Origin of the sequence: Salegentibacter sp. 24 (genome assembly GCF_004362395.1) — a bacterium.
GTDB lineage: Bacteria > Bacteroidota > Bacteroidia > Flavobacteriales > Flavobacteriaceae > Salegentibacter.
The window spans coordinates 14,145-35,369 of the sequence record NZ_SNWE01000031.1 but is presented as its reverse complement, the minus strand read 5'-3'; the positions used below and the strand labels follow the sequence as shown (position 1 = coordinate 35,369).

The window sequence follows — 21,225 nt, the reverse complement described above, 5'->3', positions numbered from 1 at the left end:
AAGGTACCAAATCATCATAACTGGGAGGTAAAAGACTTAACTGCGACTGGTTATAGGTCTTAAATACAACTTTAGCTTTCATTACATGAAAATAATAAAAACCTCAAAAAAATCCAACAAAAAAGGCTGCCTTTTCAGACAGCCTCTTTTTTAATTAAAAATACTTTAGTGTTTTATTTGATTTTTTTTAAATTAATGGTAGCTTAGATAAAAACAAGGCTAAAATGATCGCTTTAAAACCAACCAAAGGCCATCTATTGGTAGCAGAACCTTCCATAATTGGAGATGTAGCATTTAATCGCTCTGTGGTACTGCTTGCCGATCATTCTGAAGCGGGTTCTGTGGGCTTTATACTAAATAAAGTATTGGACTTTACATTAAAGGATCTCGTTCCCCACCTTTCCGCAAATTTCAAAATTTATAATGGCGGACCGGTGGAACAGGACAATCTTTACTTTATCCATAAAATACCAGATCTTATACCACAAAGCGTAGAAATTGCAAATGGAATCTATTGGGGTGGTAATTTTGATGTAGTTACCGAGCTAATTAATCAAAAATTAATTAGCGAAAAAGAAATAAGGTTCTTTTTAGGTTACTCAGGTTGGGACGCCAATCAGTTAGAAGAAGAACTAAATTCACATTCCTGGATCGTTACTACCAACGAAAGCCCTAAAGATATAATTGAACGTCCTTATCGCTCTTTCTGGAAGGATAAAATGATGCAACTTGGCGGAGAGTACCTCTTATGGTCAAATGCACCTGAAAATCCCAGCTACAATTAACCCAGCCGAGCTTTGACATTTAATTTAGAAAGTAATTCCTTAGCCACTTTATTTTCATACTTCTTTTTGCGATACTTGGTAACAGGTTGAATTCCATTTATAACATTAGTAATAAAAAGTTCATCAGCCTTTTGTAGTTCAAAGGGAGAAATTGAGGTTTCTTCCAAAGTTAATTCTGGTAGCGTTTTGATAATTTCCAAAATTTTCTTCCTTGTTATGCCATTTAATGCTCCATCGGTCAATGGGGGCGTTTTTATCTTACCTGCTTTAACAAGAAATAAATTTCCATTTAAAGCTTCAACCACATTTTTCTTTTCATTAATCAAAAAACAATTTTCATAACCATTTTCTGAGGCAAAAATACTTCCCAAGACATTAATCGCACGATTATTAGATTTTATCGTAGAAAATAAACCGCTTGTTACGTAATGATCTTTAAAGAGTTCTACTTCATATTCATCGTCATTCAATAAATAAAAAGCATCTGGCAGTTCTTCGGCAGTAATAATAAATCCGATTTCACGAGTAGCAGGACTGTAATAACCGCCTTCTTTACGGTAAACCGTAAATTTTACACGGGCAGCAGTGGGATCTAAACTGTTTTCTTTAACCAGGTCTAAAATCTCCTCTTCAAGGAACTCAGGAGAAAAATTTGCGGGAATTTCCATGCGCATAATACGCATAGAAGCCATAAGTCGAAAATAGTGATCTTCCCAGAACATTATTTTCCCGCTAATTACACGAATGGTTTCAAAAACCGCATCTCCATAGGCAAATCCTCGGTTAGTAACCGAGAGAGATGCCTGAATATCTTCTATTAAATTCCCGTTCAGATTTATCATAAAAAAAGCCCCGTTTTAGAACGGGGCAAAGGTAATGTTTATCTTATAAATATTAAACCGATCCCAACACCTGTTTAAGATTAGAGATCATATTTTCCCAAAGCATTTTACCTTCTTCAATTTCATCCTCATCTTCAGCATAATCAGTAATCATTATAGATACATCTTTTGTGATCTCGTCAACCTGAATTCTTATTTCAAAAAAATAGGGAGTGTCCTCGTCATCCAACCACTTAAATTTTACACGCTCATCACTCTTCTTACTTACCAATTTGGCTTTTTCTTCGCTTCCTTCCCAAATAAAAGTAAACAATTCACCCCTTGAATTAACATTATCTGCATACCATTCACTTAATCCTGAAGGTGTTGATATATATTGATATAACAATGAAGGAGAAGCATGAATGGGAAATTCCATTTCGTACCTTATCTTATCTTCCATTTCTAGATTTAATTAGTTTTGGGCAATATAGATATTAATTAGAAACATAAAAAGAAAACAAATTAAATATTTTAGAAAATAATGTTTGTACCAATACAAAAACTTTCTATATTTGCAGCCGCATTTACATTCACTACGAATGCTCCTAAAGTCAGGCCATTAGTAGGTTTGCAGTAAATCATGGCGAGGTAGCTCAGTTGGTTAGAGCGTCGGATTCATAACCCGGAGGTCCCGAGTTCAAATCTCGGTCTCGCTACAGTAATAACAAGGCTTCACAGAGATGTGAGGCTTTTTATTTTTGTACCTAGTACAGAATAAGTACAGAATTTGATCTATTTTCAATAATTCATTAGGAGTCATTTGAAATATTACCAACTGATAGCAATTGAAACTGAATTTTAGGTTTATTCTGGAAAATCTAATTTAGAAGGCAATCTTTTTCAATATAACTATGGGTTTACCAGGAGAAAACTTGTACCACCAAACAGTTTCGCGATGTAACCTATAGTCGTTATTGAATATACCCAAGATCATTATTTCCCACTCCCCCACCATGCAACGGTAAATTCTCCTACTTCTAAGCACATTTTTCTAAAATCAAAAAGGTAAGATTTTAATTATGGCAGGCTGAATAATATCTTCTTCTCTTTTTTCTTATCCACTAAAAAACATATATAAACTATTTAGTAAAATTATTATATTTATCCTAAGTTGAAGATAGCGGTTAAGGAGTGGCCAACACCTGGCAGATGACGGGGGCAACTTTCGGCTGATAAGGACGGCGCTATCTGATATTAATCTACAGTTAAGTCCCGTGTTAAGTGCGGGCTTAAATTTATGTGGCGCGGAGGCGAAAGCCTCCAAGCCGCTCCTTTTTCTAAACGAGGATTAAATTACCTGCAAAAAAGAAGATTTTACACTGATGCCTTTTTTGTTTGGAGCGGCAGTTAAAATTTTAAGTCTTATATTCAGCCTCCAATGGTATTTCCCTGGTGATGGTATAAGACTTATTATATAAGCCTTAAATGCGACTTAGGATTGCAGTTCCTTACGCGACGGTTTAAGGTTTAAAAAAGCAGCTTTAGATAGTTTGTAGATTTTCAAAAATCAAATCTTTCTGATGAGCTGCTTTTTTCCATTACCAAACTATTTCAGGGTAATTATCATAACTTATTTCGTGCACCTCACATTTTAAAGCCTTAGCACTACTTTCCATATCAGACTTCCACATCTTATAGGCTGGCGAAAATTGGGAATAAGCAATTAACAAATCTGGTATTCCGCGAAATCTTCTTTTTCCCGGTGTCTTGCTGAAATATTCTATATTAATACCCTGCAGAACTAAAAAAACCAGGTCATTATGTATATCTATTCTTTGCCCTATGAAATTTTGAATTTTTTGTGCGCCCTGGGGATCATAATCAAATAAGGCTTTCTTACAATTAAATTCGAGGATATAAAGGTTCGCCTGATCCAGGGCATCCAACACTACATAACCTGCATTGTAACGAAGAACAGAAATCAAATAAAGTAAGTCTGTCCATAGGTATCTAAAGCCTAAATATTCAACCTTATTCTCCGAATCAAAAACAAAATTTTCTTTCAACCTGGAATGCTGGAAAGTCTTTCGAACCTCATAAGCAAAGCCCATTATTATATCTGATTGCCCCTTCTCTTCTTTCTTATATTCATTTAAACGCTCTCCTATTTTGTGAATCGTTTCATACAGGCTTGTTAAGTCACCGTAATCACCCCATAATTCTATTCCTGTCCCTTTCCTGGTTGGGTTACTTTGAAGCATAAAAAAGTATTCTAATTATGTATTCTTTTTCAAATATCACCATTTAAATCAATGTAGTTTATTTAGTAATCACCAAATTTTCAATAATTATGGAAGAGCAGGGAGCATTTAAAGAAGTACAATTTCACGATGAATTCAGGAAAGAGGTCATTGACAAATTACTTGAATTACACCGTCAATTAGTTTTACTCGAACATCTTGAAAGGGGATCAAGAATGCCATTTTTGAGAAAGATAGCGATTCTTCGTGATTTTTTTTGGGATTCAGATATTGAAGAATATTTATACGATAATGAAGATCTTGGGTACATATATAATAACCTGGAGAGGTTCATGGAAAAACTTAAAATTTATGAACCATTCCCTGAATGGTCTTATCGAAAGCCAAAGTAATACAAATTCAAAAACTTTTTATAACGTATTTTTACTATTTAAGCGGTTAAATATTTACACCGTTAGTGCCAGGCCTTAAAATTTAGGAATTCCTCTAGGCTGGTCTATTCTTCTTAAAATTTTCAGCCTGTTCAAAGATTTCTTCATAGACCTCGTCTCGTTCCACCGGGGGATAACCGTGCTCATCGAGTAATAGGATAAGCCCGACTTTTAAAGCAGATTTAATGTCGTTTCTTTTGCTCCAGTCCGGGAATTTTGCCTGTTCATCCACCAAATCCTTTACTGCTTTCGAAAGCTCGATAAGCTTATCTTCCGGATATTGAAAGTCATACTTTATACATAGTTCTTTTAAAATGTCGTAGAAAGCTTTTTCCTCAAAATCAATTCCCAGCATTTCCCCGGCCGAAAACTCTTTTTGTACCTGCCAAATAAGATCGGTAAGCTGTTCCGCCATTTCTTCATAAACTTCACTGCGTAACACATCTCCTTTTCGTTCATTGTACCTGGAGACCAGGCCCTCCATTTTTCTGGAAAAATCAACTCCTTTTACCTTGTTCACCTTCTTTATCTCATCAATGGCCCTGGCCAGTAATTGCTGTAAAAGTTTGATTTTTGTATTAGGCAGTTTGATCTTATCGATCTTTGCCAGATAATCTTCATCAAAAATGTCCTGCTGGCTATTGGTTTGGTCACCCATTTTAAAGATCTCCTCTACGCCTTCACTAGCCAAGGCATTTTTGATCATTTCCCTTACTTTGGCGTTCATTTGGGCGGTATCCGGTGCGTTCCCTTTTGTAAGCTTAAAGACTATAGACTTTACAGCTAAATAAAAATGAGTATAATCCCGTTCTTCCTGAGTTAACTTTTCACTTCCAGCGCAAATATCATAGGCAGCTTTTACGCGCTTCACTAAGTCCATAAAACGTGTTTCCAGCTCTTTGGTTTGTTGTACGTATTCAACCGCCTGGTTAAGATTGTTCAACTGGCTCAAAGGATTTCCCTGGAAATAATCTGTACTGTCAAATTTGTGGAAAATCTTAGCCAGTAAATCCAAATGGTCCCGGACTATCTTCAGGGACTTTTCAATATCCTCAAAATTTTGCTGCTCTCCTGTGTTATATTTGGCCAGTGCTAAGTTCATTTGCTTTTTGATACCAATATAATCTACCACCAGACCTTTGTTTTTGCCCTGGAACTTTCGGTTCACCCTGGAAATTGTCTGAATAAGATTATGCTGCTGAATAGGCTTATCAATGTAAATACTATCTAAAAATGGAACATCAAAACCAGTAAGCCACATATCGACAACGATAGCGATTTTAAAATTTGATTTTTCATTTTTAAATTGACGGTCTAATTCCTTACGATATTCTTTTGTTCCTAATAAATCATATAGCACTTTGGGATCGTCTTTACCCCTTGTCATGATCATTTTTATACGCTCAATAGGCTTTAGTTGCTTTTTGTCTTTTTCATTTAATTCAACACCTTCCGCCGCTTTTCTTATTTCTGCCCATTCAGGTCTTAGAGCAATAATGTTTTTATAAAGTTCATAAGCTATTTCCCGGCTACTACTTACAAAAATGGCTTTGCCTTTTACAGTAGCACCTTCCTGCAGCCTTTTCTCATAATGCTTGACAAAATCTTCTGCTATAGCCTGTAAACGATCTGGATCACCCAGAATGGCGTTCATACTTGCGGATTGTTTCTTGCTCTCTTCCACCTGGTACTCATTTGCACCTTCTTCTTCAGCTACCCGGTAATAATCTTCTATTTTCTTTAATTCACTGTTTTCAAGAGCCACTTTGGCTGCCCTGCCTTCATAGACAATGCGAACGGTAATCTCATCTTTTACCGATTCCGTCATTGTATATTCATCTATCACCTGGCCAAATACATCCAAGGTTGCATCAATGGGCGTACCGGTAAAACCTACAAAAGTAGCGTTCGGCAAAGAATCGTGAAGGTACTTCGCAAAGCCATAGGTTTTTTGCACCCCCTTATCGGTAATTTTTATTTTCTGGTCAAGGTTCGTCTGGCTTCGGTGTGCTTCATCAGAAATACAAATAACATTACTCCTGCGGGTAAGCAATTCGGTGTCTTCTGTAAATTTATGAATGGTGGTGAGAAATACCCCGCCACTTTCTCTTCCTCGAATACGTTTACGCAAATCTGCCCGGCTCTCCACACTTGAAATAGCATCATCCCCAATAAATGATTTTGCATTGGTAAACTGTCCTGCAAGTTGATCATCTAAATCGGTTCGATCTGTAATTAGAATAATAGTGGGACTTTCAAAGTGGTCGCTTTTCATTAAAAGCCTTGTCAGAAAAAGCATGGTAAAACTTTTACCGGAACCGGTGGCTCCAAAATAAGTACCTCCTTTTCCGTTTCCATTTGGTTTTTGTGCTTTCTGAATATTATCAAATAATGCCCGCGCCGCGTAATATTGTGGATAGCGGCAAACTATTTTTTCATCTTTTTTGGAACTATCAGGCAGATAAATAAAATTTTTAATGATATCCCGAATGCGATCTTGCTGAAGCATTCCCTGAATAAGCGTAAACATACTATCAATACCATCTACATCTTTTGCCAGCCCTGCAATCCTGCGCCAGGCATAATAGAATTCATAAGGAGCAAAAAAGGAACCTGCTTTGGTATTTACGCCATCGCTGATCACACAAAACGCGTTGTACTTAAAAAGTTCCGGTATGTCTCGTTGATAACGGACGATCAGCTGAATATATGCGTCATAAATTGTGGTGTTTTCCTGAATGGCGGTTTTGAATTCGAAAACAACCACCGGAATTCCGTTGATATAAAGTATCCCGTCAGGAATACGTTTCTGGGTTCCGGTAATTTCCAGCTGATTGACGAATTTATAGGTGTTGCGGTTCTCTGCTGAATAATCAACTAAATAGATCCAGATATCTTTTTGGGAACGGTCCTCCCGCTTTAGCGAAAAACCATCAGAAAGCATTTGCATAAACTCTTTGTTGCTTTCATAAAGATCTGAAGCGGGAAGGGTTTTGAGCCTAAGAATAATGGATTCTACTTCATTTTTGGTGATTCCGTTTTCCCGGTACTTTGCCATCAAAAATTCCCGAAGATCCCTTTCAATGAGCACTTCATCTTCCTTTCGGGATATGGTTTCTCCTAATTGATGCTCGTAACCTTCCTGTTCCAGCTGCGTGGCAAAAACGCTCTCCAGTTGTGCTTCGGTAAACTTTTTACTCATTCTGCCGGGTTTATTGTAATTTTTTCTGTGCTATACGTGCCTGCGCTGCGACCATCGCAGTATTTATTTTTGTTCCGGTTTTTTTATTAGATGTTAAAGCTATTCCCGTATTGCTTTTTCAATTGTGACGACACTGTTGTCACAATGTTTTTACCATAATCTGCCCGTTCGTTTTGCAGGATTTCTTCATTTATACGTTTGCCTACTTCCCAAAAGACCAAAGTCATGGTACTATTTACCTGTACCGCGATTTGATGTTTCCCCTGTTCTATAAGCTGGCTTAGCTCCTTTAGCAGGTTATGATGTAAGCCGTTTTTATTCATGTTGTATTTATCTTGTGCTTTAGGCAAGCCTATAAAAAATCACTTGGCTTATCTCTAAGTTTACAGGCTTATCTTTTTTTATCTTATGTCTTTAGTTTCTTTATAGGTTTTAAATAAGAAAATTGCCATTGCACCAGCCAGATTTACTGCTAACTCACTATGTCTTTCTGACGGCTTAACACTATTTCTACTTTTACCATGTGCATCTCCGAGTTTATTTCTTAATGCCCCAAGTCCACTTATAATTCCGCTTGACCCTCCAAGTATTTGTTTAAATATTTGCTCCTGATGTTGTTCGGGTGCCAAATTCAGAGATTTTGCAACATCTTTATATAAATCGGGTAATTCCGCACCATCATTATATTTTATCTCTTGTTCGTCTAAAATGTATTTTAATATGCTTTCGATTAATGTTCTTGCCGATGTTATTGCCCCCTCAGGTTCTAATTCTTTACGTTCAAGAGCTTTTTGCCATTGAGAATGGATGTGCGTTTCATCGAAAACAATACTTTTTTCTAAAGGCGATGTAGATTTTTTTTCTAAGTAATTTAAGGCTATAGCAAATTCATCCCATAAATATTCTCTGCGTTCTTGATAAGTACTAAATCTTCCCTTTATGAAAGTCCAAAACTGGTCGATTGTTCTTTTTGTTTTAATCCATTCAGGCAACTTTTTTTCTAGAGCTTTATTCCTAATTAGCTTGGTTCTTACTGTTGTATATAATTGATTGTCAAAATCACTTCCCGTAGCCCGAGCTACAACACCATCTTGAAAATATTCAACGAGTTGAAATTCATTTAACTTATTTATTTGTTCCAGTTCTTCCTTCAAAATTTTATTTTTGCTGTTTTCTCAGGGCTTCTACTGCATCAGTAATTCCAGTTGATTTTTTATTTGTATCCCATTCATCCCAAAAATCTACCGTTGCGCTTTTAGGCTGGATTTTAGGCTTATCAATTAAAACTCTACTAGGAAGCAAAGAAGCATCCCCAACAATTAGCGCTTCTCCAACGTCTAAAATGGGTAATAAATCTGCAAAACCTCCTAAACTATCTGGGAATAATCTTTTAATTACATTTTGATCTTCAGGGTTGGCTAATCTCATAGCGACAAAATTTCCACATTGGCTTAAGACAGTTTTATTTACATCTGCCGGACGTTGACTAATTACAACCAATGAAATACCGTATTTCCTTCCTTCTTTAGCTATTCTTTCAAAACTTTGCAATCCTTTTTCCTCATAACCTCCTTTTATATTAGATGGAATATATAAATGCGCTTCATCACAAAATACAGCTACAGGATGTCTCTTATCTTCTTCCATCCATTGTTGAACAGAAAAAATTAACCGCCCAATTAAGCCTGTAATTAATGGTAGTATATCTGATGGTACCTCTGAGAAATCTATTATTTTAATTCCTTTGTTATTACCGAAGTCTAACAGATTTTTCATCAATTGCGAAAAGTATTCATAGTTTTGCAGCTCAGAATCGCTACTAAATAGAAAATTCAATCTCTTATCTGTTTGTTTACTTCTGAGGCGTTGGATGAATCTTGTTAGCTTACCAAATAATGGGCCTTGCTTGTCTCCTCTTGCTCCTGGAACCATTTTGGTATCTTCCTTTTCTATATCCTCTAACACATCGTTTAAATTATATGGTATTGGACTTTCAACAGTAAAGTTATTTAAAACTTCATCCTTACCTAAATTTTCTAAAACAGCTTTTTTAGCAGATATTATTGAATCAAATAATTTTCGACTTTGATTTGGGGCATTTGTATCTGACCTATCTAAAAGCAAAGACTCTATTTCCTCATAAGACAACAACCAATATGGTAAAAAAATAGTATTTGGTGTTCTACCATCATCAGATGGTCCTGCAATTTTTAAAAGTTGAGTATTATCAAGTTTTTCTAATGGTTTGTATTCTCCGTGTAAATCGAACAAAACTCCATTTACGCTTTTCAATGCTGTAGACTTTTCCAATATAGTTGCAACAGTCCACGATTTTCCAGAACCAGTACCACCAACAATTGTAGCGTGTCTTTGAAAAAACTTATTACCATCTAAGTTTGCTTGGGACTCTTCGGATATTGTGTAAGTTCCAACCCTCAAAGGGTTTTCAGTATTCGAAGAAATTGTTGTCATAAATTCAGATAGTTCTTTTCCCTGCAATAAAAAACAATCTGCATCTATACTGGGTACTGTATTTAATGTTCTCTTGAATATGTTCTTTTCAACACCTACTTTCTTTATAAGCGTACCAACTAAATTTACTCTAATTACATTTTCAATTATTTGTTCTGGCTCATATTCCCCTTCAATCTTATCGGATATAGCCTTTCGGAGTATTTTAGAAATTAACCCTATTATTTTCTCTCCCGTTTTTGTAGATCTAATAAGAATAATTTGATTTACTTGTACGCTATTTAAGATATTCTCATCACTAATTAATACAGTAACATTCCCAGTATCTACACTCTGTACTTTACCTATTGATGTACTTTCTTCTTTCATATTATTTCCACAAATTTTTCTAGACTCCAATAATTTCCATCTATAATTTCTTCTTGCTTAACTACTGATGAATTCATCTTATAATGAATTTTCGTTTTATCAGTATCAGTTTCTTCCAGTAATACATATTTCTCAGCTTTATCTAACTCTTTGAAACAAGATTCTGTAATCCTTTTTGTAATCACTACAATTGGGACTCCTTTTTTTATAAGTTTACTTATTCTTGGCGTTAAATGTTCATCGTTAAAACCAAAACCTACAACTAAAAAACTCTTAGCATTGTTAATATAGGAATCTGATTTTTGTATTAATTCGCGATAAGGACTATTATAAGTCTCTTGAAATTTATTCTTACCTGGGCATATTATCTGAGGTGCATAAATATCACTCTTTCCTAAATATCGTATTTCACCATCTAACATAAACCAATTCAGTGAGCCGTGTACCTTTACAATATTTACACTGCTCTCTTCTGGAAAGCTATTTTCATTAAATACTGATAAATTTTTACCACTAAAGCCATCGGTGTAGTTCACTCCAGAATAGGCTAAAATGTGCTCTATAACTCTATCGTAATTGGTAGTTATTATATTTAGAACACGAGGGTGTACATCAACAAATTTATTTACTAAGCATTCAACTACTTTATATTCTGCATTATAATTTTCAATTATGCCTTGAAGAACAAGTTCATCTTTATCAGCTACAGCTTGCCATATCACTTTTTTAATTTCTGGCATTATATCTTCATACTTAGGCTTGCCTAACTCTTCCTCCAAATTATCACAGTTTTCATCAAAATCTTCAATTTCCTTTTTAAGCAACTCATTTAATGCCCACATGCTTGGCAATCCAAAAGGAATAGTAGCTCCGGAACCCCAAATAATAACAGGTGGGTTTTTAAGCTGTTTCTGGATAATTTTAAATAATTCTTCCTTTTTATTGTCCATATGCATAGTAAGTAGATTAATTAACAATTTCTTTTTTAACCAAACTCATTCTACTCAATACTACTTTTTGAAGTTCAGTGAAGATTTGAATTTGTTTTGTATTGTTCTCCCTTTTTTCAATGAATGACCTAAAAAAATCCATCTTTTTAAATCCATTTGAAGGAACAATCAACTTAATTTTTTCAATATAATCTTTACTTAAATTTTGTTGAGCTCCTCCAATTGCTTGAGAATGATTAAAATTTTGATTTACGACCAAATGATAATATAAAAATGATGCATCTACGACTGAATTGCATACCATTGCACAACAAGCCTGATTAGTTGTAGCTTCAATCTTTAAAAAACCAACCTCTCCAGCATTTGCTCCATACATGGACATTAAAATTGAATTCTGTGGAAGAATTTTTGCAGAACTATTCTTTAACCCTTTTTCTGAAATATATTCTTCTGTTGATAGAATAATATTATTCTTTATTTCTCCTGTTTTTAACCAAGGAATTGTTCCGTTTTCCCAATAATTTTTATTTCTACGACTGGGAGTTCCCCCAGATTTCATATCTGTACAAAAATCTTTTACTTTAATGATTCTCCACCCCTCCGGAATTTCCTTATCCAACTCCTCATTATAAACCATTTTCCCACCGGAAGATTTATAAGGCTTACCTTTTTTATTAGGAAATTCAAAATCAACAAACCAATGTTTATAAAGGGCCTGGGCAGTTTCTTCCAGCTTCTGGTTTATTTCTTCATTTAATTTTATACGGTTTTTAACCACATTATATTCCTTTACAATTTCCCGCTGTTTTTCTATGGAAGGAACGGGAAGTTCAATACTACAAAAGGCATCCCAGGCTAAACCGCCTCTTACGTCAGCATCTGTGTAAAACCAGGCATTTCTATCAAATTCAGCACGACGGAACCACATCATCAAATATTCAGGTAATAATATAGAAGTATCCTTGATTTCAAAGACATCATAAGCAGGTGAGACAATAAAAGGTTCTTCTTTTTCTGAAAGTGCGACTGGAATTCTATAATCCCTGCCAACGTGCATTCGGTTACAGGCAAATTGTCCGGGTTTCACAATTAAATACCTGGAGAGATTAGTACCTACAACATTGGCTACTGAAGGCATAAAGAACTTATCTATATTAATACCCAAAAGTTCAGAATATATATCCTTTGAATTTCTAACCTTTAATTTTTGGATGTAATCGCCTATGGGTTTATAGTTTGATGGCATATCCCAGCTCTTTAAAAACGTCCAACAATTCCTTTTTAGAATCCTCTTCCTGTTGTAGTAAATCGGTAAGTTCGTTCTGTAAACCTGCCATCTTGGAATCAAAATCGATATTTTCATCGCGGTTTACAAATTCGATATATTTGCTGGGCACCAGGGAGAAATCTTTCTTTTCAATATCGGCTTTAGTAGCACTGTAGCAATATTCCGGGATATCTTTATAATCCGTGTCTTCCTGTTGCCAATCGTGGTAAGTCCTGGCAATATCTTTAATTTGCGTTCCACTAAACTGGATAAATTTCTTTTCAAATGGCTCTCCAATTTGCCGCAAATCCATAAACAACACCTCCTCTTCCCGATTGCGGTAGTGGCGGACTTCGTCTCCAATGGAACGGGTATGGGCAGTTTTATTTTTATTCAGGATCCAAACAGTTACGCTTATATTCGTGGTATAAAACATATTTTGTGGCAGGATAATAATGGCTTCCACCAGGTTATTCTCCACTAGTTTTTTCCGTATTTTATATTCCTCACCACCACCCGAAAGCGATCCGTTAGCCAGAATAAATCCGGCAACCCCATCATCTGATAATTTGGAAACCATATTTAAGATCCAACCATAGTTCGCATTACTTTTTGGAGGCACTTCATAGCCCTGCCAGCGAGGATCATCGATTAATTCCTGTGGTCCGCGCCAGTCTTTTTGATTAAATGGCGGGTTGGCCATAATATAATCTGCTTTCAGATCCTTATGCTGGTCGTTGCTAAACGTATCGGCAGCTTTATCCCCCAGGTTTGCCGATATTCCCCGAATGGCCAGGTTCATTTTGGCCAGTTTGTAAGTAGTATTTGTGTATTCCTGGCCGTAAATGGAAATTTCCCGTTTGCTGCCGTGGTGGCTTTCTATAAACTTGATAGACTGCACAAACATACCACCAGAGCCACAAGCCGGGTCATAAATAATCCCTTTATAGGGTTCGATCATTTCGGCAATAAGGTTTACAATACTTTTTGGCGTGTAAAACTCTCCCTTTCCTTTTCCTTCCGCCAAGGCGAATTTGGATAAGAAATATTCATATACACGCCCCACAATATCCTGGGATTTGTCTTTTTGGGTATCGATTTTATTAATGGTGTCCAACAGGGAAGCCAGCTTACTTTTATCCAGTCCCAAACGGGAAAAATAATTATCCGGCAATGCACCTTTTAAAGAAGGATTGTTCTTTTCTATCCGGTTTAAGGCAGTATCAATCTTCAAGGCAATATCGTCCTGTTTTGCATTTTTAATAAGATAATTCCACCGGGAAGTCTCAGCTAAGAAAAAGACATTCTTCATATTGTAGAAGTCTTTCATCTCGAGGTACTTTTCTTTGCCTTCGGCAATAAGCTCCTCGCGGCGGACCTCAAATTTGTCACTAGCAAATTTCAGGAAGATAAGCCCGAGTACTACGTGCTTGTATTCTGAAGGTTCAATGGAGCCACGAAGTTTATTGGCAGCATCCCACAGACTTTCCTCAATCGATTTTTCTTTGCTCGTTTTCTTTTTGGCCATTATTAAAATTCGGGTCTTACAAGTAAATATTTCAATAGCTTCATGAAGTAGGGTAAGAAGCCGCAGCAATTTAGGAAAAATCTTTCTAATGTTAAAGGATTCTAAAGATTGAGCAGATTCTTGCCTGAATTGCCGGTCATTGCTTGGTCGGCACACTATCGCAAGTTGGCGGAGTAGGGAAGCGGATTTGCCGACTTACCGTTTTTGTTTCCTGGTTTTCTAAATTACGCTTTTTCGACAACACCCGTCTTTATTTGCGATGAACCGACTTGTTGTGCAACGTATTTTTACTATAAATCTAAAATACCGAAAGCTTCTGTATGAGGTACATCAATGGAAATAATCGAAAATTTTGGAGTCACCCTTCTTTTTAATAGTGCGAGAGTGTTTTTTGATCGCACATCAGACGTCACAAAATGGGATATTGTTTTATCTAAATCGGCTTGCGCAAATAACTTTGAATCGTTTGGAATTATAGCCCTAGGAGTTAATTTTTCAGTTTCAATTTTATTTTCACTAAAAATGATTTTGGCAAATTCGCCAGTTCTTTCTCCTTCTTTTAAATTGAATGGAATAATTTGAAGGTCTTTTAAGGGTAAATCTTCTAATTTGCCTAAAACGCAATATTCTGCAACTGAAATTGTTGAAATTTTCAAGGTTACATCGTTCTCCAAGAAATATTTGTAATAACCTACTGCATTTCTATGAAGGGGATCTTCGTCATTTAGTAATCGAATAAAAAAACTAGTGGCTAATAAAACGCTATGCTTCATAACCTCCCCGCATATTTAACAACCAATCATCTGCATTTATTCCTCTCCAATTATTTTTTGCTTTATTAATTAATGTATTCAGATAATCGTTATCAAATTTTGGATTGTAATCTATTAATTCTAGTAATTTCAAAGATTTTGTGTCAATTTCTCCAGTTTCCACATTCTGTTTTCCAGATGCTCTAACACCGAATTTTTTATATAAAAGGTTTTCTTCTCTTTCTTTCAAAAATTCTTCTCCAGTTTCTATTGATAAGTAACCGTAATCTTTTGTATCTAGATGTATGTTAGCCTTACTTTTTCCTCCTGCATCTTTTAAAACACCATAGAAATAAAATTCTGCATCCGACCAGATATTTTCTGTACGAAAGAATTTTGTGGAGGGATTAATCTTTAATTCATAGTCCTTTTCTAAAGAAGTCTTAATTTGAAATTCATAATTCTTTTGACGAGACATTTTTTGAATTTCCTCTAAGGCCCTTGCAGTTTTTAATTCTAAAAAATCAATATTGTTTTGCGCTTGAACTTGAGAAAGTAAAGCACTAAATCCAATAACCGCTTGAATAGAAGTTTTAAAAATGTGGCGAACCGATCCTTCTTCTATATCATAGGTAATAATCGGTCTATCTTTTTTATTATTTGGATACAACAAATCCTCGACATTTTGCAAAATGGATGCAATCTGCTTAATATCATAGTTGTCTGGACTTAATTCAAGATTTCCAGACTTTCCTACGACTCTAATTTCTATGTCACCAATTTTTTCCACAAATCAAAAATACAATTATTTTATATTGAAGTTGAATTTTCATTAAATATGTTGCACAACTCCCCACCTAAAATACCCTTTTAATTAAAAAAAATACCAGGATAAACCCAGTTTTACTAAATATAAAACCTTAAAATAATAGAAGAATACGGAAAACCGTAAAGAAAAGAGTTGTGAGTATAGTTAGAGAATAAGCAATCAGTTGGAACTATAGACTTTTCAATTTGAAGTTGAGGTATACCAGAATTATTTCTACAAAAACAATTAGATCAGTTAGTGAAGCTTATTTTTTCGAAATTGAATAATTATTTCCCCAATTTCTTGAAAAAATTATGAAGGGTAATTCCTTGACCATCACAAATTTTTTCGAGAGTTTCCACCGGAATACGATATTCTGCTTTTCCTCTAATTTTTCTTATGATTCCTTCTTCTACGTTACATTTATCAGCGAAAGAACGTTGCGATCGTTTCTGATCAAGCCATGGCTTTATCCACTCCCTATTTATAAAATCACAAATAATAAAATTTATACCAGCCATATAACAAAAGAAGAGGAACTTTGAAAAATAATTGCGCACGATCGTACGCACTTAAAAATTTTTATATATATTTGAGTGATATTATATTTGCGTTTACTTCTAAAAATATAGAAGCATACGCTTTGAATCTCGTATAGGAAAACTGGCGTTTTAATATTACCACGGGATGATAAGTGATCATGCTCACGCTCATAAAACGGCGTGGGCTCACTTATTTGTGGTAAAGGTACCGCCAGTACCTCCTATACAATAAGTTGAGTTCCACGTCTATTTTTTAGTTCGAACTACGTCATTTCTCTTCTTAATTTTCAAAGTGATTTTCTACAATTTTTTAAGTCTCGCAACACCAAAACAACTGTTTTGGTTATCTAAAAGTATGTCTAATCTTAGGCTTGTTGCGGGACAGGCCAAAATTTTTACAATCCCGTGGGTGCTGTGATACCCTATTTTTTTTTACAGCGTGGGTTGGGAAAAGCCTTAAAAGGGCTTGGGAACATTAGTAATAGGTTTGCAGTTTCGGCTATAGGGAGCCGGGATACCCTTGCTCCTCCATCGAGAGTAAAGGGACTATTTGAATTAAGCTCAAAGCCTTCCCTGAAGATTGGCGTCTGGAGGGGAAGGCCTAAGCTTAAGTAAAACAATGTTTCACTTAAAATCACACGTAAAATTATGAAAAATAATTACTCGCGCCTTAAATGGGTGGCGCTAATTATTATAGGCGGGATACTCTTCTTCCTTGCTAGTGCTGCTAATGCGGCAACCACTGCCCCACTGCCCTTGCAACAGCAAGAAATTTCAGGTGTAGTACAAGATCAAAACGGGATTCCTATACCTGGGGTGACCGTTACAGTTAAAAATACCGACAGAGGAACAATAACTAACCTGGATGGCGAGTACAACATCACTGCTCCTGCCAATGGCATTTTGGTCTTTTCCTATATAGGATATAAAACTGTAGAAATCCTGGTAGATAACAACGAAGAAATTAGCATTCAATTAGAGGAGGATGTTTCTGCCCTTGGCGAAGTAAAAATTAATGCTGGTTACTATAATACTACCAGGCGCGAGAGTACAGGTAATATTTCCAGGGTAACGGCCGAGGAAATAGAAAACCAGCCGGTGGTGAGCCCTATTCAGGCATTGCAGGGAAGAATGGCAGGTGTTGAGATAATTTCTGGAGGAGCAAATCCTGGGGGCGCTCCCACCATTAGGATACGGGGAACGAACAGTTTACGAAGCGAAGGAAACTATCCGCTTTACATTATAGATGGGGTTCCCGTAAGTTCTGTTCCTGTTGAGAGCAATTCGGTTTTATCGAATTCCGGTATAGATCCGTTAAATAATTTGAATCCTGCAAACATAGAAAGTGTTGAAGTTTTGAAGGATGCAGATGCAACAGCAATTTACGGTTCACGGGGGGCAAACGGGGTGGTATTAATTACCACTAAGAATGGCAGCAACCGAGGGCTGGAAGCGCGTATTTATACCGGTAGTTCTTCTATAGCAGAGAAGCTTGATTTATTGAATACCCCGCAGTATTTGCAGGTACGGCGGGAGGCTTTCCAGAATGATGGTGTGGAGCCAGATAATTTCAATGCCTACGATCTGGTCTTATGGGATCAGGAAAGATATACAGACTGGCAGGATCTTTTTTTTGGCGGTCAGGCCGAAGTGACCAATGCCAGCCTGGCAATTTCAGGTGGGGAAGGCAATACCACGTACCGCATAGGAGGTTCTGTATTCTCACAGGGAACGATATACCCGGGAGATTATGATTATCGCAAAGGTACCAGTAACCTAGCCCTAAATCACCTATCAAAAGATAACCTGTTTGAGGTAAAACTCCATGTGAATTACGGAATTGACCAAAACAATTTAACAGGTACAAACGGCCTTAACCCTGCCAACATCTTGTTACCTCCAAATGCTCCATCAGTTTTTAATGATGATGGAAGTCTTAATTGGGAGGACTGGAGTGAGGCCGGGCTATCTAATCCGATGGAGGGATATTTCAATACGACCTCTACCCAAACCAGGAACCTGAACGCTAACCTGGTACTTTCTTATGAAATAGTATCAGGTTTACGCTTGAAATCCAGTTTTGGCTATGCTAATTTTACCAGTGACGAATTATGGAAACTACCCATTCGATCATATGCCCCGGCATCCAACCCGGTTAACAGGTCGTCTCATCTTTCAACTAATAGAAAATCATGGATTATTGAGCCGCAATTGACCTATGATCAAAACTTCGGAAAACTGGAAACACATTTTTTAATTGGAGGAACCTTGCAAAAAAATGGATCTGACCGAAGTTCTTTCCAGGGGCAGGGCTATGCTTCGGAATCATTAATAGGAGATTTAGGTTCAGCGGAGAGTATAATCAATGCTAGCAGTGGTCAGGCTGAATATAAGTATGTCGCCCTTTTTTCCAGAATCGGTCTAAATTGGGATCAAAAGTATTTTTTAAACCTTACCGGTCGCAGGGATGGCTCCTCCCGGTTTGGTACTAATAACCGGTTTGCCAGTTTCGGGGCAATAGGCGCTGCCTGGATTCTTTCTGAAGAGTCTTTTTTTGGAAAGGTAGATAGCTTTCTATCTTTTGCAAAGCTACGAGGTAGCTATGGAAGCACGGGGAACGACCAAATAGGAGATTATGGTTATCTGGATGCCTACCAGGCAACCGTAGGTCCCGGAGGCCTTTATCCTGTCGCACTGGCCAATCCTGACTATTCCTGGGAAGTCAATAAAAAACTGGAACTGGCCACAGAGCTCGGATTCTTGAAAGATAAGTTGAATATTGGAGTAAGTTGGTATCGTAACCGATCCTCCAACCAGCTGGTTGGGTATTCGCTACCTTACATCGCTGGATTCAATTCCGTACAGGCTAACCTGCCGGCCACGGTTCAAAATAAAGGTCTGGAGATTGAACTCGCAACTATCAATTTCAGTAATGACAGGTTTAGCTGGAGAACAAATCTGAATCTTAGTTTTCCGGAAAATAAATTACTACGATATCCGGATATCGATCAATCCTCTTATTCAAATACTTACCGCGTAGGTGAGCCCCTAAATATTGCACTATTATATGATTATACTGGCCTGGATCCTGAAACAGGTTTGTATACGGTAAGGGATGTAAATGACGACGGAAACCTGAGTTTTGAAGATCAGATTATTACTAAAAATCTGAATAGAGAGTTCTTTGGCGGCCTGAGCAATTCTTTACGTTATGGAAATTTCAATCTCGAATTTCTTTTACAATACGTGAAACAGGAAGGAAGGCTATCCGAATTCCAGGCCGGAACGAACAGCAATGTTCTTGATGTGGCTTTGGGTAATGAAGATTTTCAGAGATATTCTGCGTCCTACGAAGCATCAATTGCTTTTATAGATGCGGTAAACAGTGATTTTTCTTTTACTGACGCTTCTTTTCTACGCCTCAAAACACTTTCCATGGGCTATAATTTACCAATGAGATGGACAAAAAGACTGCATGCCGACCAGATCCGGTTATTTATTCATGGGCAAAACCTGCTAACATGGACGCCTTATGAAGGTCTAGATCCGGAACTACCTACCTCAGCAATATCTATGGGAAATCTTAGATCTGTTACAGCAGGACTACAGCTTAATTTTTAACACATTATCATGAAAAAATATTCTTATACATACCAGTTCATTATTTTATTAGTGGCTTGCCTATTTTACTCCTGTGAAGAGATGGTAGATCTCGATCCTCCTGCAAACCAATTGGTAAGGCAAGAGGTATTCAAAAGCGAGGCCACGGTGGAAAGTGCCATGACAGGAATCTATTACCAATTATTTCAGTTGGAATATTCTAATGGGGGAAGAAGCAGTATCACCACTATGGCAGGCTTATCAGCGGATAATATTCAAACCATTAGTACAGGAAATGTTTCCAGGATGCAATTCCAGGAACATGAAATTGATCCCGATAATATAGAAAATCTAAGTATCTGGTCCAGTGCCTACAATATGATTTATGCCGTGAACTCTTTTCTGGAAGGTTTGCAAAATGCGGATAATCTGGAACAGTCATTCAAAAATCAAATGGAAGGTCAGGCGAGGTTTGTCCGTGCATTTACTTATTTCTACCTGACTAATCTTTACGGGGATGTTCCGCTTATACTGAAGACAGATTATCGCGAGAACCAATTGGCTTCAAGAACTTCCCAAATTGACATTTATGATCAGATTCTCGCCGATTTAATAATGGCCGAAGAACAGGTTCCTGAAGAATATTGGAATACCGAGAGAACAAGTATCAATAAACAAGTGGTTAGGGCCTTTCTGTCTCGTGTTTACCTATATTCCGAGAACTGGCAGGAAGCTGAAAAATTTAGCAGTCTGGTGATAAATGATACTGGCAACTACGGATTATTAGAGGACTTAGACGAGGTTTTTCTGGCCAATAGTGCTGAGGCAATCTGGCAAATTTCTCCGATAGGAGCTGGGGGTTTGTCGACACAAACTAACGAAGGGAATTTTCAAATCATTGATCCAATCTTTTCATTTTTTGCGGCTATTAAATTGGAGGAACCATTCATAGCTGAATTTGATTCCATCGATAAAAGGTTTCAAAACTGGGTGGGGTATAACGAAGCACTGGATGCTCATTACGTGCATAAATATAAAGTGCGCCTTAGCAACCAATTCCCAATAGAAGAATATTCTATGGTTCTTCGGCTAGGCGAACAATACCTCATTCGTGCGGAATCACGTTTGGAGCAGGGTGATTTAGCTGGTGCTTTGCAGGATGTTGATGAGATCCGATTAAGATCAGGACTGCAACCATTTGCGGAAATTAAACCCGAAATATCAGAGATGGAGCTTTTTGAAGAAATCTTATTACAACGAAGAAAGGAACTTTTTTCGGAATGGGGTCATCGTTGGTTTGATCTAAAGCGAACCGGCCAGGCTGGACAGGTTCTAGGGGAAGATCCATCATGGAATACAACTGATTTGCTTTATCCAATACCGGAATCCGAGAGAAAAAAGAATCCGAATCTGACACAAAATGAAGGGTACTAA

General features: G+C 36.9%; 17 protein-coding genes and 1 tRNA gene. 5 read left to right on the top strand and 13 right to left on the bottom strand.

Features of this window, described 5'->3' with window-relative positions:
• Positions 1 to 224: 224 nt before the first annotated feature.
• Positions 225 to 785 (top strand): YqgE/AlgH family protein, encoded by a 561-nt coding sequence (locus DET49_RS16770; protein ID WP_133549799.1) that lies wholly within the window; start codon positions 225 to 227, stop codon positions 783 to 785.
• Here DET49_RS16770 and DET49_RS16765 read toward each other — a convergent pair.
• Both DET49_RS16765 and DET49_RS16760 read right to left on the bottom strand, forming a co-directional pair.
• Positions 782 to 1,627, bottom strand: coding sequence for an aminotransferase class IV (locus DET49_RS16765; RefSeq protein ID WP_133549797.1), 846 nt, complete (start codon positions 1,625 to 1,627; stop codon positions 782 to 784). The genes DET49_RS16770 and DET49_RS16765 overlap by 4 nt on opposite strands.
• A gap of 52 nt (positions 1,628 to 1,679) precedes the next feature.
• Positions 1,680 to 2,069 carry an START-like domain-containing protein gene (locus tag DET49_RS16760; protein ID WP_133549795.1) on the bottom strand — a complete coding sequence of 130 codons (390 nt, stop codon included), beginning with the start codon at positions 2,067 to 2,069 and terminating at the stop codon, positions 1,680 to 1,682.
• 182 nt (positions 2,070 to 2,251) lie between these two features.
• Between DET49_RS16760 and DET49_RS16755 the strand changes: the two genes are divergently transcribed.
• Positions 2,252 to 2,325, top strand: a tRNA-Met gene (locus tag DET49_RS16755).
• A gap of 882 nt (positions 2,326 to 3,207) precedes the next feature.
• Here the strand turns inward: DET49_RS16755 and DET49_RS16750 are convergent.
• On the bottom strand, positions 3,208 to 3,870 hold the full coding sequence (locus DET49_RS16750) for a DUF6904 family protein (protein ID WP_133549793.1): 663 nt from the start codon (positions 3,868 to 3,870) through the stop codon (positions 3,208 to 3,210).
• An 89-nt stretch (positions 3,871 to 3,959) separates the two neighbouring features.
• On the opposite strand from DET49_RS16750, the gene DET49_RS16745 reads away from it, so the two are divergent.
• Positions 3,960 to 4,262: a hypothetical protein gene (locus DET49_RS16745; RefSeq protein WP_034892311.1), complete on the top strand. Its 303-nt coding sequence runs from the start codon at positions 3,960 to 3,962 to the stop codon at positions 4,260 to 4,262.
• Positions 4,263 to 4,356: 94 nt separating this feature from the next.
• On the opposite strand, the gene DET49_RS16740 is transcribed toward DET49_RS16745, so the two are convergent.
• The 10 genes from DET49_RS16740 to DET49_RS16695 form a co-directional block, all read right to left on the bottom strand.
• Positions 4,357 to 7,503: a type I restriction endonuclease subunit R gene (locus DET49_RS16740; protein ID WP_133549791.1), complete on the bottom strand. Its 3,147-nt coding sequence runs from the start codon at positions 7,501 to 7,503 to the stop codon at positions 4,357 to 4,359.
• 86 nt (positions 7,504 to 7,589) lie between these two features.
• A complete protein-coding gene (locus tag DET49_RS16735) occupies positions 7,590 to 7,826 on the bottom strand; it encodes a DUF1016 N-terminal domain-containing protein (protein ID WP_243729704.1) in 237 nt (78 codons plus the stop codon).
• Positions 7,827 to 7,904: 78 nt separating this feature from the next.
• The gene (locus DET49_RS16730) at positions 7,905 to 8,657 is read right to left on the bottom strand and encodes an abortive infection family protein (RefSeq protein WP_208109661.1); all 753 of its coding nucleotides are present in this window, start codon (positions 8,655 to 8,657) and stop codon (positions 7,905 to 7,907) included.
• A 4-nt stretch (positions 8,658 to 8,661) separates the two neighbouring features.
• Complete coding sequence (locus DET49_RS16725) at positions 8,662 to 10,344, bottom strand: ATP-binding protein (RefSeq protein WP_133549789.1); 1,683 nt, start codon at positions 10,342 to 10,344, stop codon at positions 8,662 to 8,664.
• Positions 10,341 to 11,294, bottom strand: coding sequence for an SIR2 family protein (locus tag DET49_RS16720; RefSeq protein WP_166636602.1), 954 nt, complete (start codon positions 11,292 to 11,294; stop codon positions 10,341 to 10,343). The genes DET49_RS16725 and DET49_RS16720 overlap by 4 nt, the downstream gene beginning before the upstream one ends.
• Positions 11,295 to 11,310: 16 nt before the next feature.
• On the bottom strand, positions 11,311 to 12,540 hold the full coding sequence (locus tag DET49_RS16715; protein WP_133549785.1) for a restriction endonuclease subunit S: 1,230 nt from the start codon (positions 12,538 to 12,540) through the stop codon (positions 11,311 to 11,313).
• Positions 12,524 to 14,089 carry a type I restriction-modification system subunit M gene (locus DET49_RS16710; RefSeq protein WP_133549783.1) on the bottom strand — a complete coding sequence of 522 codons (1,566 nt, stop codon included), beginning with the start codon at positions 14,087 to 14,089 and terminating at the stop codon, positions 12,524 to 12,526. Before DET49_RS16710 ends, DET49_RS16715 begins: the two co-directional genes overlap by 17 nt.
• Before the next feature lie 290 nt (positions 14,090 to 14,379).
• Entirely contained in the window at positions 14,380 to 14,862 is a 483-nt protein-coding gene (locus DET49_RS16705; protein WP_133549781.1) for a hypothetical protein, read from the bottom strand.
• The gene (locus tag DET49_RS16700) at positions 14,852 to 15,631 is read right to left on the bottom strand and encodes a hypothetical protein (RefSeq protein ID WP_034892291.1); all 780 of its coding nucleotides are present in this window, start codon (positions 15,629 to 15,631) and stop codon (positions 14,852 to 14,854) included. The genes DET49_RS16705 and DET49_RS16700 overlap by 11 nt, the downstream gene beginning before the upstream one ends.
• Positions 15,632 to 15,936: 305 nt before the next feature.
• On the bottom strand, positions 15,937 to 16,170 hold the full coding sequence (locus tag DET49_RS16695) for a hypothetical protein (RefSeq protein WP_034892288.1): 234 nt from the start codon (positions 16,168 to 16,170) through the stop codon (positions 15,937 to 15,939).
• Positions 16,171 to 16,839: 669 nt separating this feature from the next.
• Here DET49_RS16695 and DET49_RS16690 point away from each other — a divergent pair.
• Positions 16,840 to 19,812, top strand: a complete 2,973-nt coding sequence (locus DET49_RS16690; protein WP_133549779.1) for a SusC/RagA family TonB-linked outer membrane protein — start codon at positions 16,840 to 16,842, stop codon at positions 19,810 to 19,812.
• Between the two features lie 9 nt (positions 19,813 to 19,821).
• A complete protein-coding gene (locus tag DET49_RS16685; protein WP_133549777.1) occupies positions 19,822 to 21,225 on the top strand; it encodes a RagB/SusD family nutrient uptake outer membrane protein in 1,404 nt (467 codons plus the stop codon).

Excerpts from the sequence above, each read along its gene's own strand:
- DET49_RS16770 (WP_133549799.1), top strand. The coding sequence starts at position 225 with ATGATCGCTTTAAAACCAACCAAAGGCCATCTATTGGTAGCAGAACCT.
- DET49_RS16765 (WP_133549797.1), bottom strand. The coding sequence starts at position 1,627 with ATGATAAATCTGAACGGGAATTTAATAGAAGATATTCAGGCATCTCTC.
- DET49_RS16760 (WP_133549795.1), bottom strand. The coding sequence starts at position 2,069 with ATGGAAGATAAGATAAGGTACGAAATGGAATTTCCCATTCATGCTTCT.
- DET49_RS16750 (WP_133549793.1), bottom strand. The coding sequence starts at position 3,870 with ATGCTTCAAAGTAACCCAACCAGGAAAGGGACAGGAATAGAATTATGG.
- DET49_RS16745 (WP_034892311.1), top strand. The coding sequence starts at position 3,960 with ATGGAAGAGCAGGGAGCATTTAAAGAAGTACAATTTCACGATGAATTC.
- DET49_RS16740 (WP_133549791.1), bottom strand. The coding sequence starts at position 7,503 with ATGAGTAAAAAGTTTACCGAAGCACAACTGGAGAGCGTTTTTGCCACG.
- DET49_RS16735 (WP_243729704.1), bottom strand. The coding sequence starts at position 7,826 with ATGAATAAAAACGGCTTACATCATAACCTGCTAAAGGAGCTAAGCCAG.
- DET49_RS16725 (WP_133549789.1), bottom strand. The coding sequence starts at position 10,344 with ATGAAAGAAGAAAGTACATCAATAGGTAAAGTACAGAGTGTAGATACT.
- DET49_RS16720 (WP_166636602.1), bottom strand. The coding sequence starts at position 11,294 with ATGGACAATAAAAAGGAAGAATTATTTAAAATTATCCAGAAACAGCTT.
- DET49_RS16715 (WP_133549785.1), bottom strand. The coding sequence starts at position 12,540 with ATGCCATCAAACTATAAACCCATAGGCGATTACATCCAAAAATTAAAG.
- DET49_RS16710 (WP_133549783.1), bottom strand. The coding sequence starts at position 14,089 with ATGGCCAAAAAGAAAACGAGCAAAGAAAAATCGATTGAGGAAAGTCTG.
- DET49_RS16705 (WP_133549781.1), bottom strand. The coding sequence starts at position 14,862 with ATGAAGCATAGCGTTTTATTAGCCACTAGTTTTTTTATTCGATTACTA.
- DET49_RS16695 (WP_034892288.1), bottom strand. The coding sequence starts at position 16,170 with ATGGCTGGTATAAATTTTATTATTTGTGATTTTATAAATAGGGAGTGG.
- DET49_RS16690 (WP_133549779.1), top strand. The coding sequence starts at position 16,840 with ATGAAAAATAATTACTCGCGCCTTAAATGGGTGGCGCTAATTATTATA.
- DET49_RS16685 (WP_133549777.1), top strand. The coding sequence starts at position 19,822 with ATGAAAAAATATTCTTATACATACCAGTTCATTATTTTATTAGTGGCT.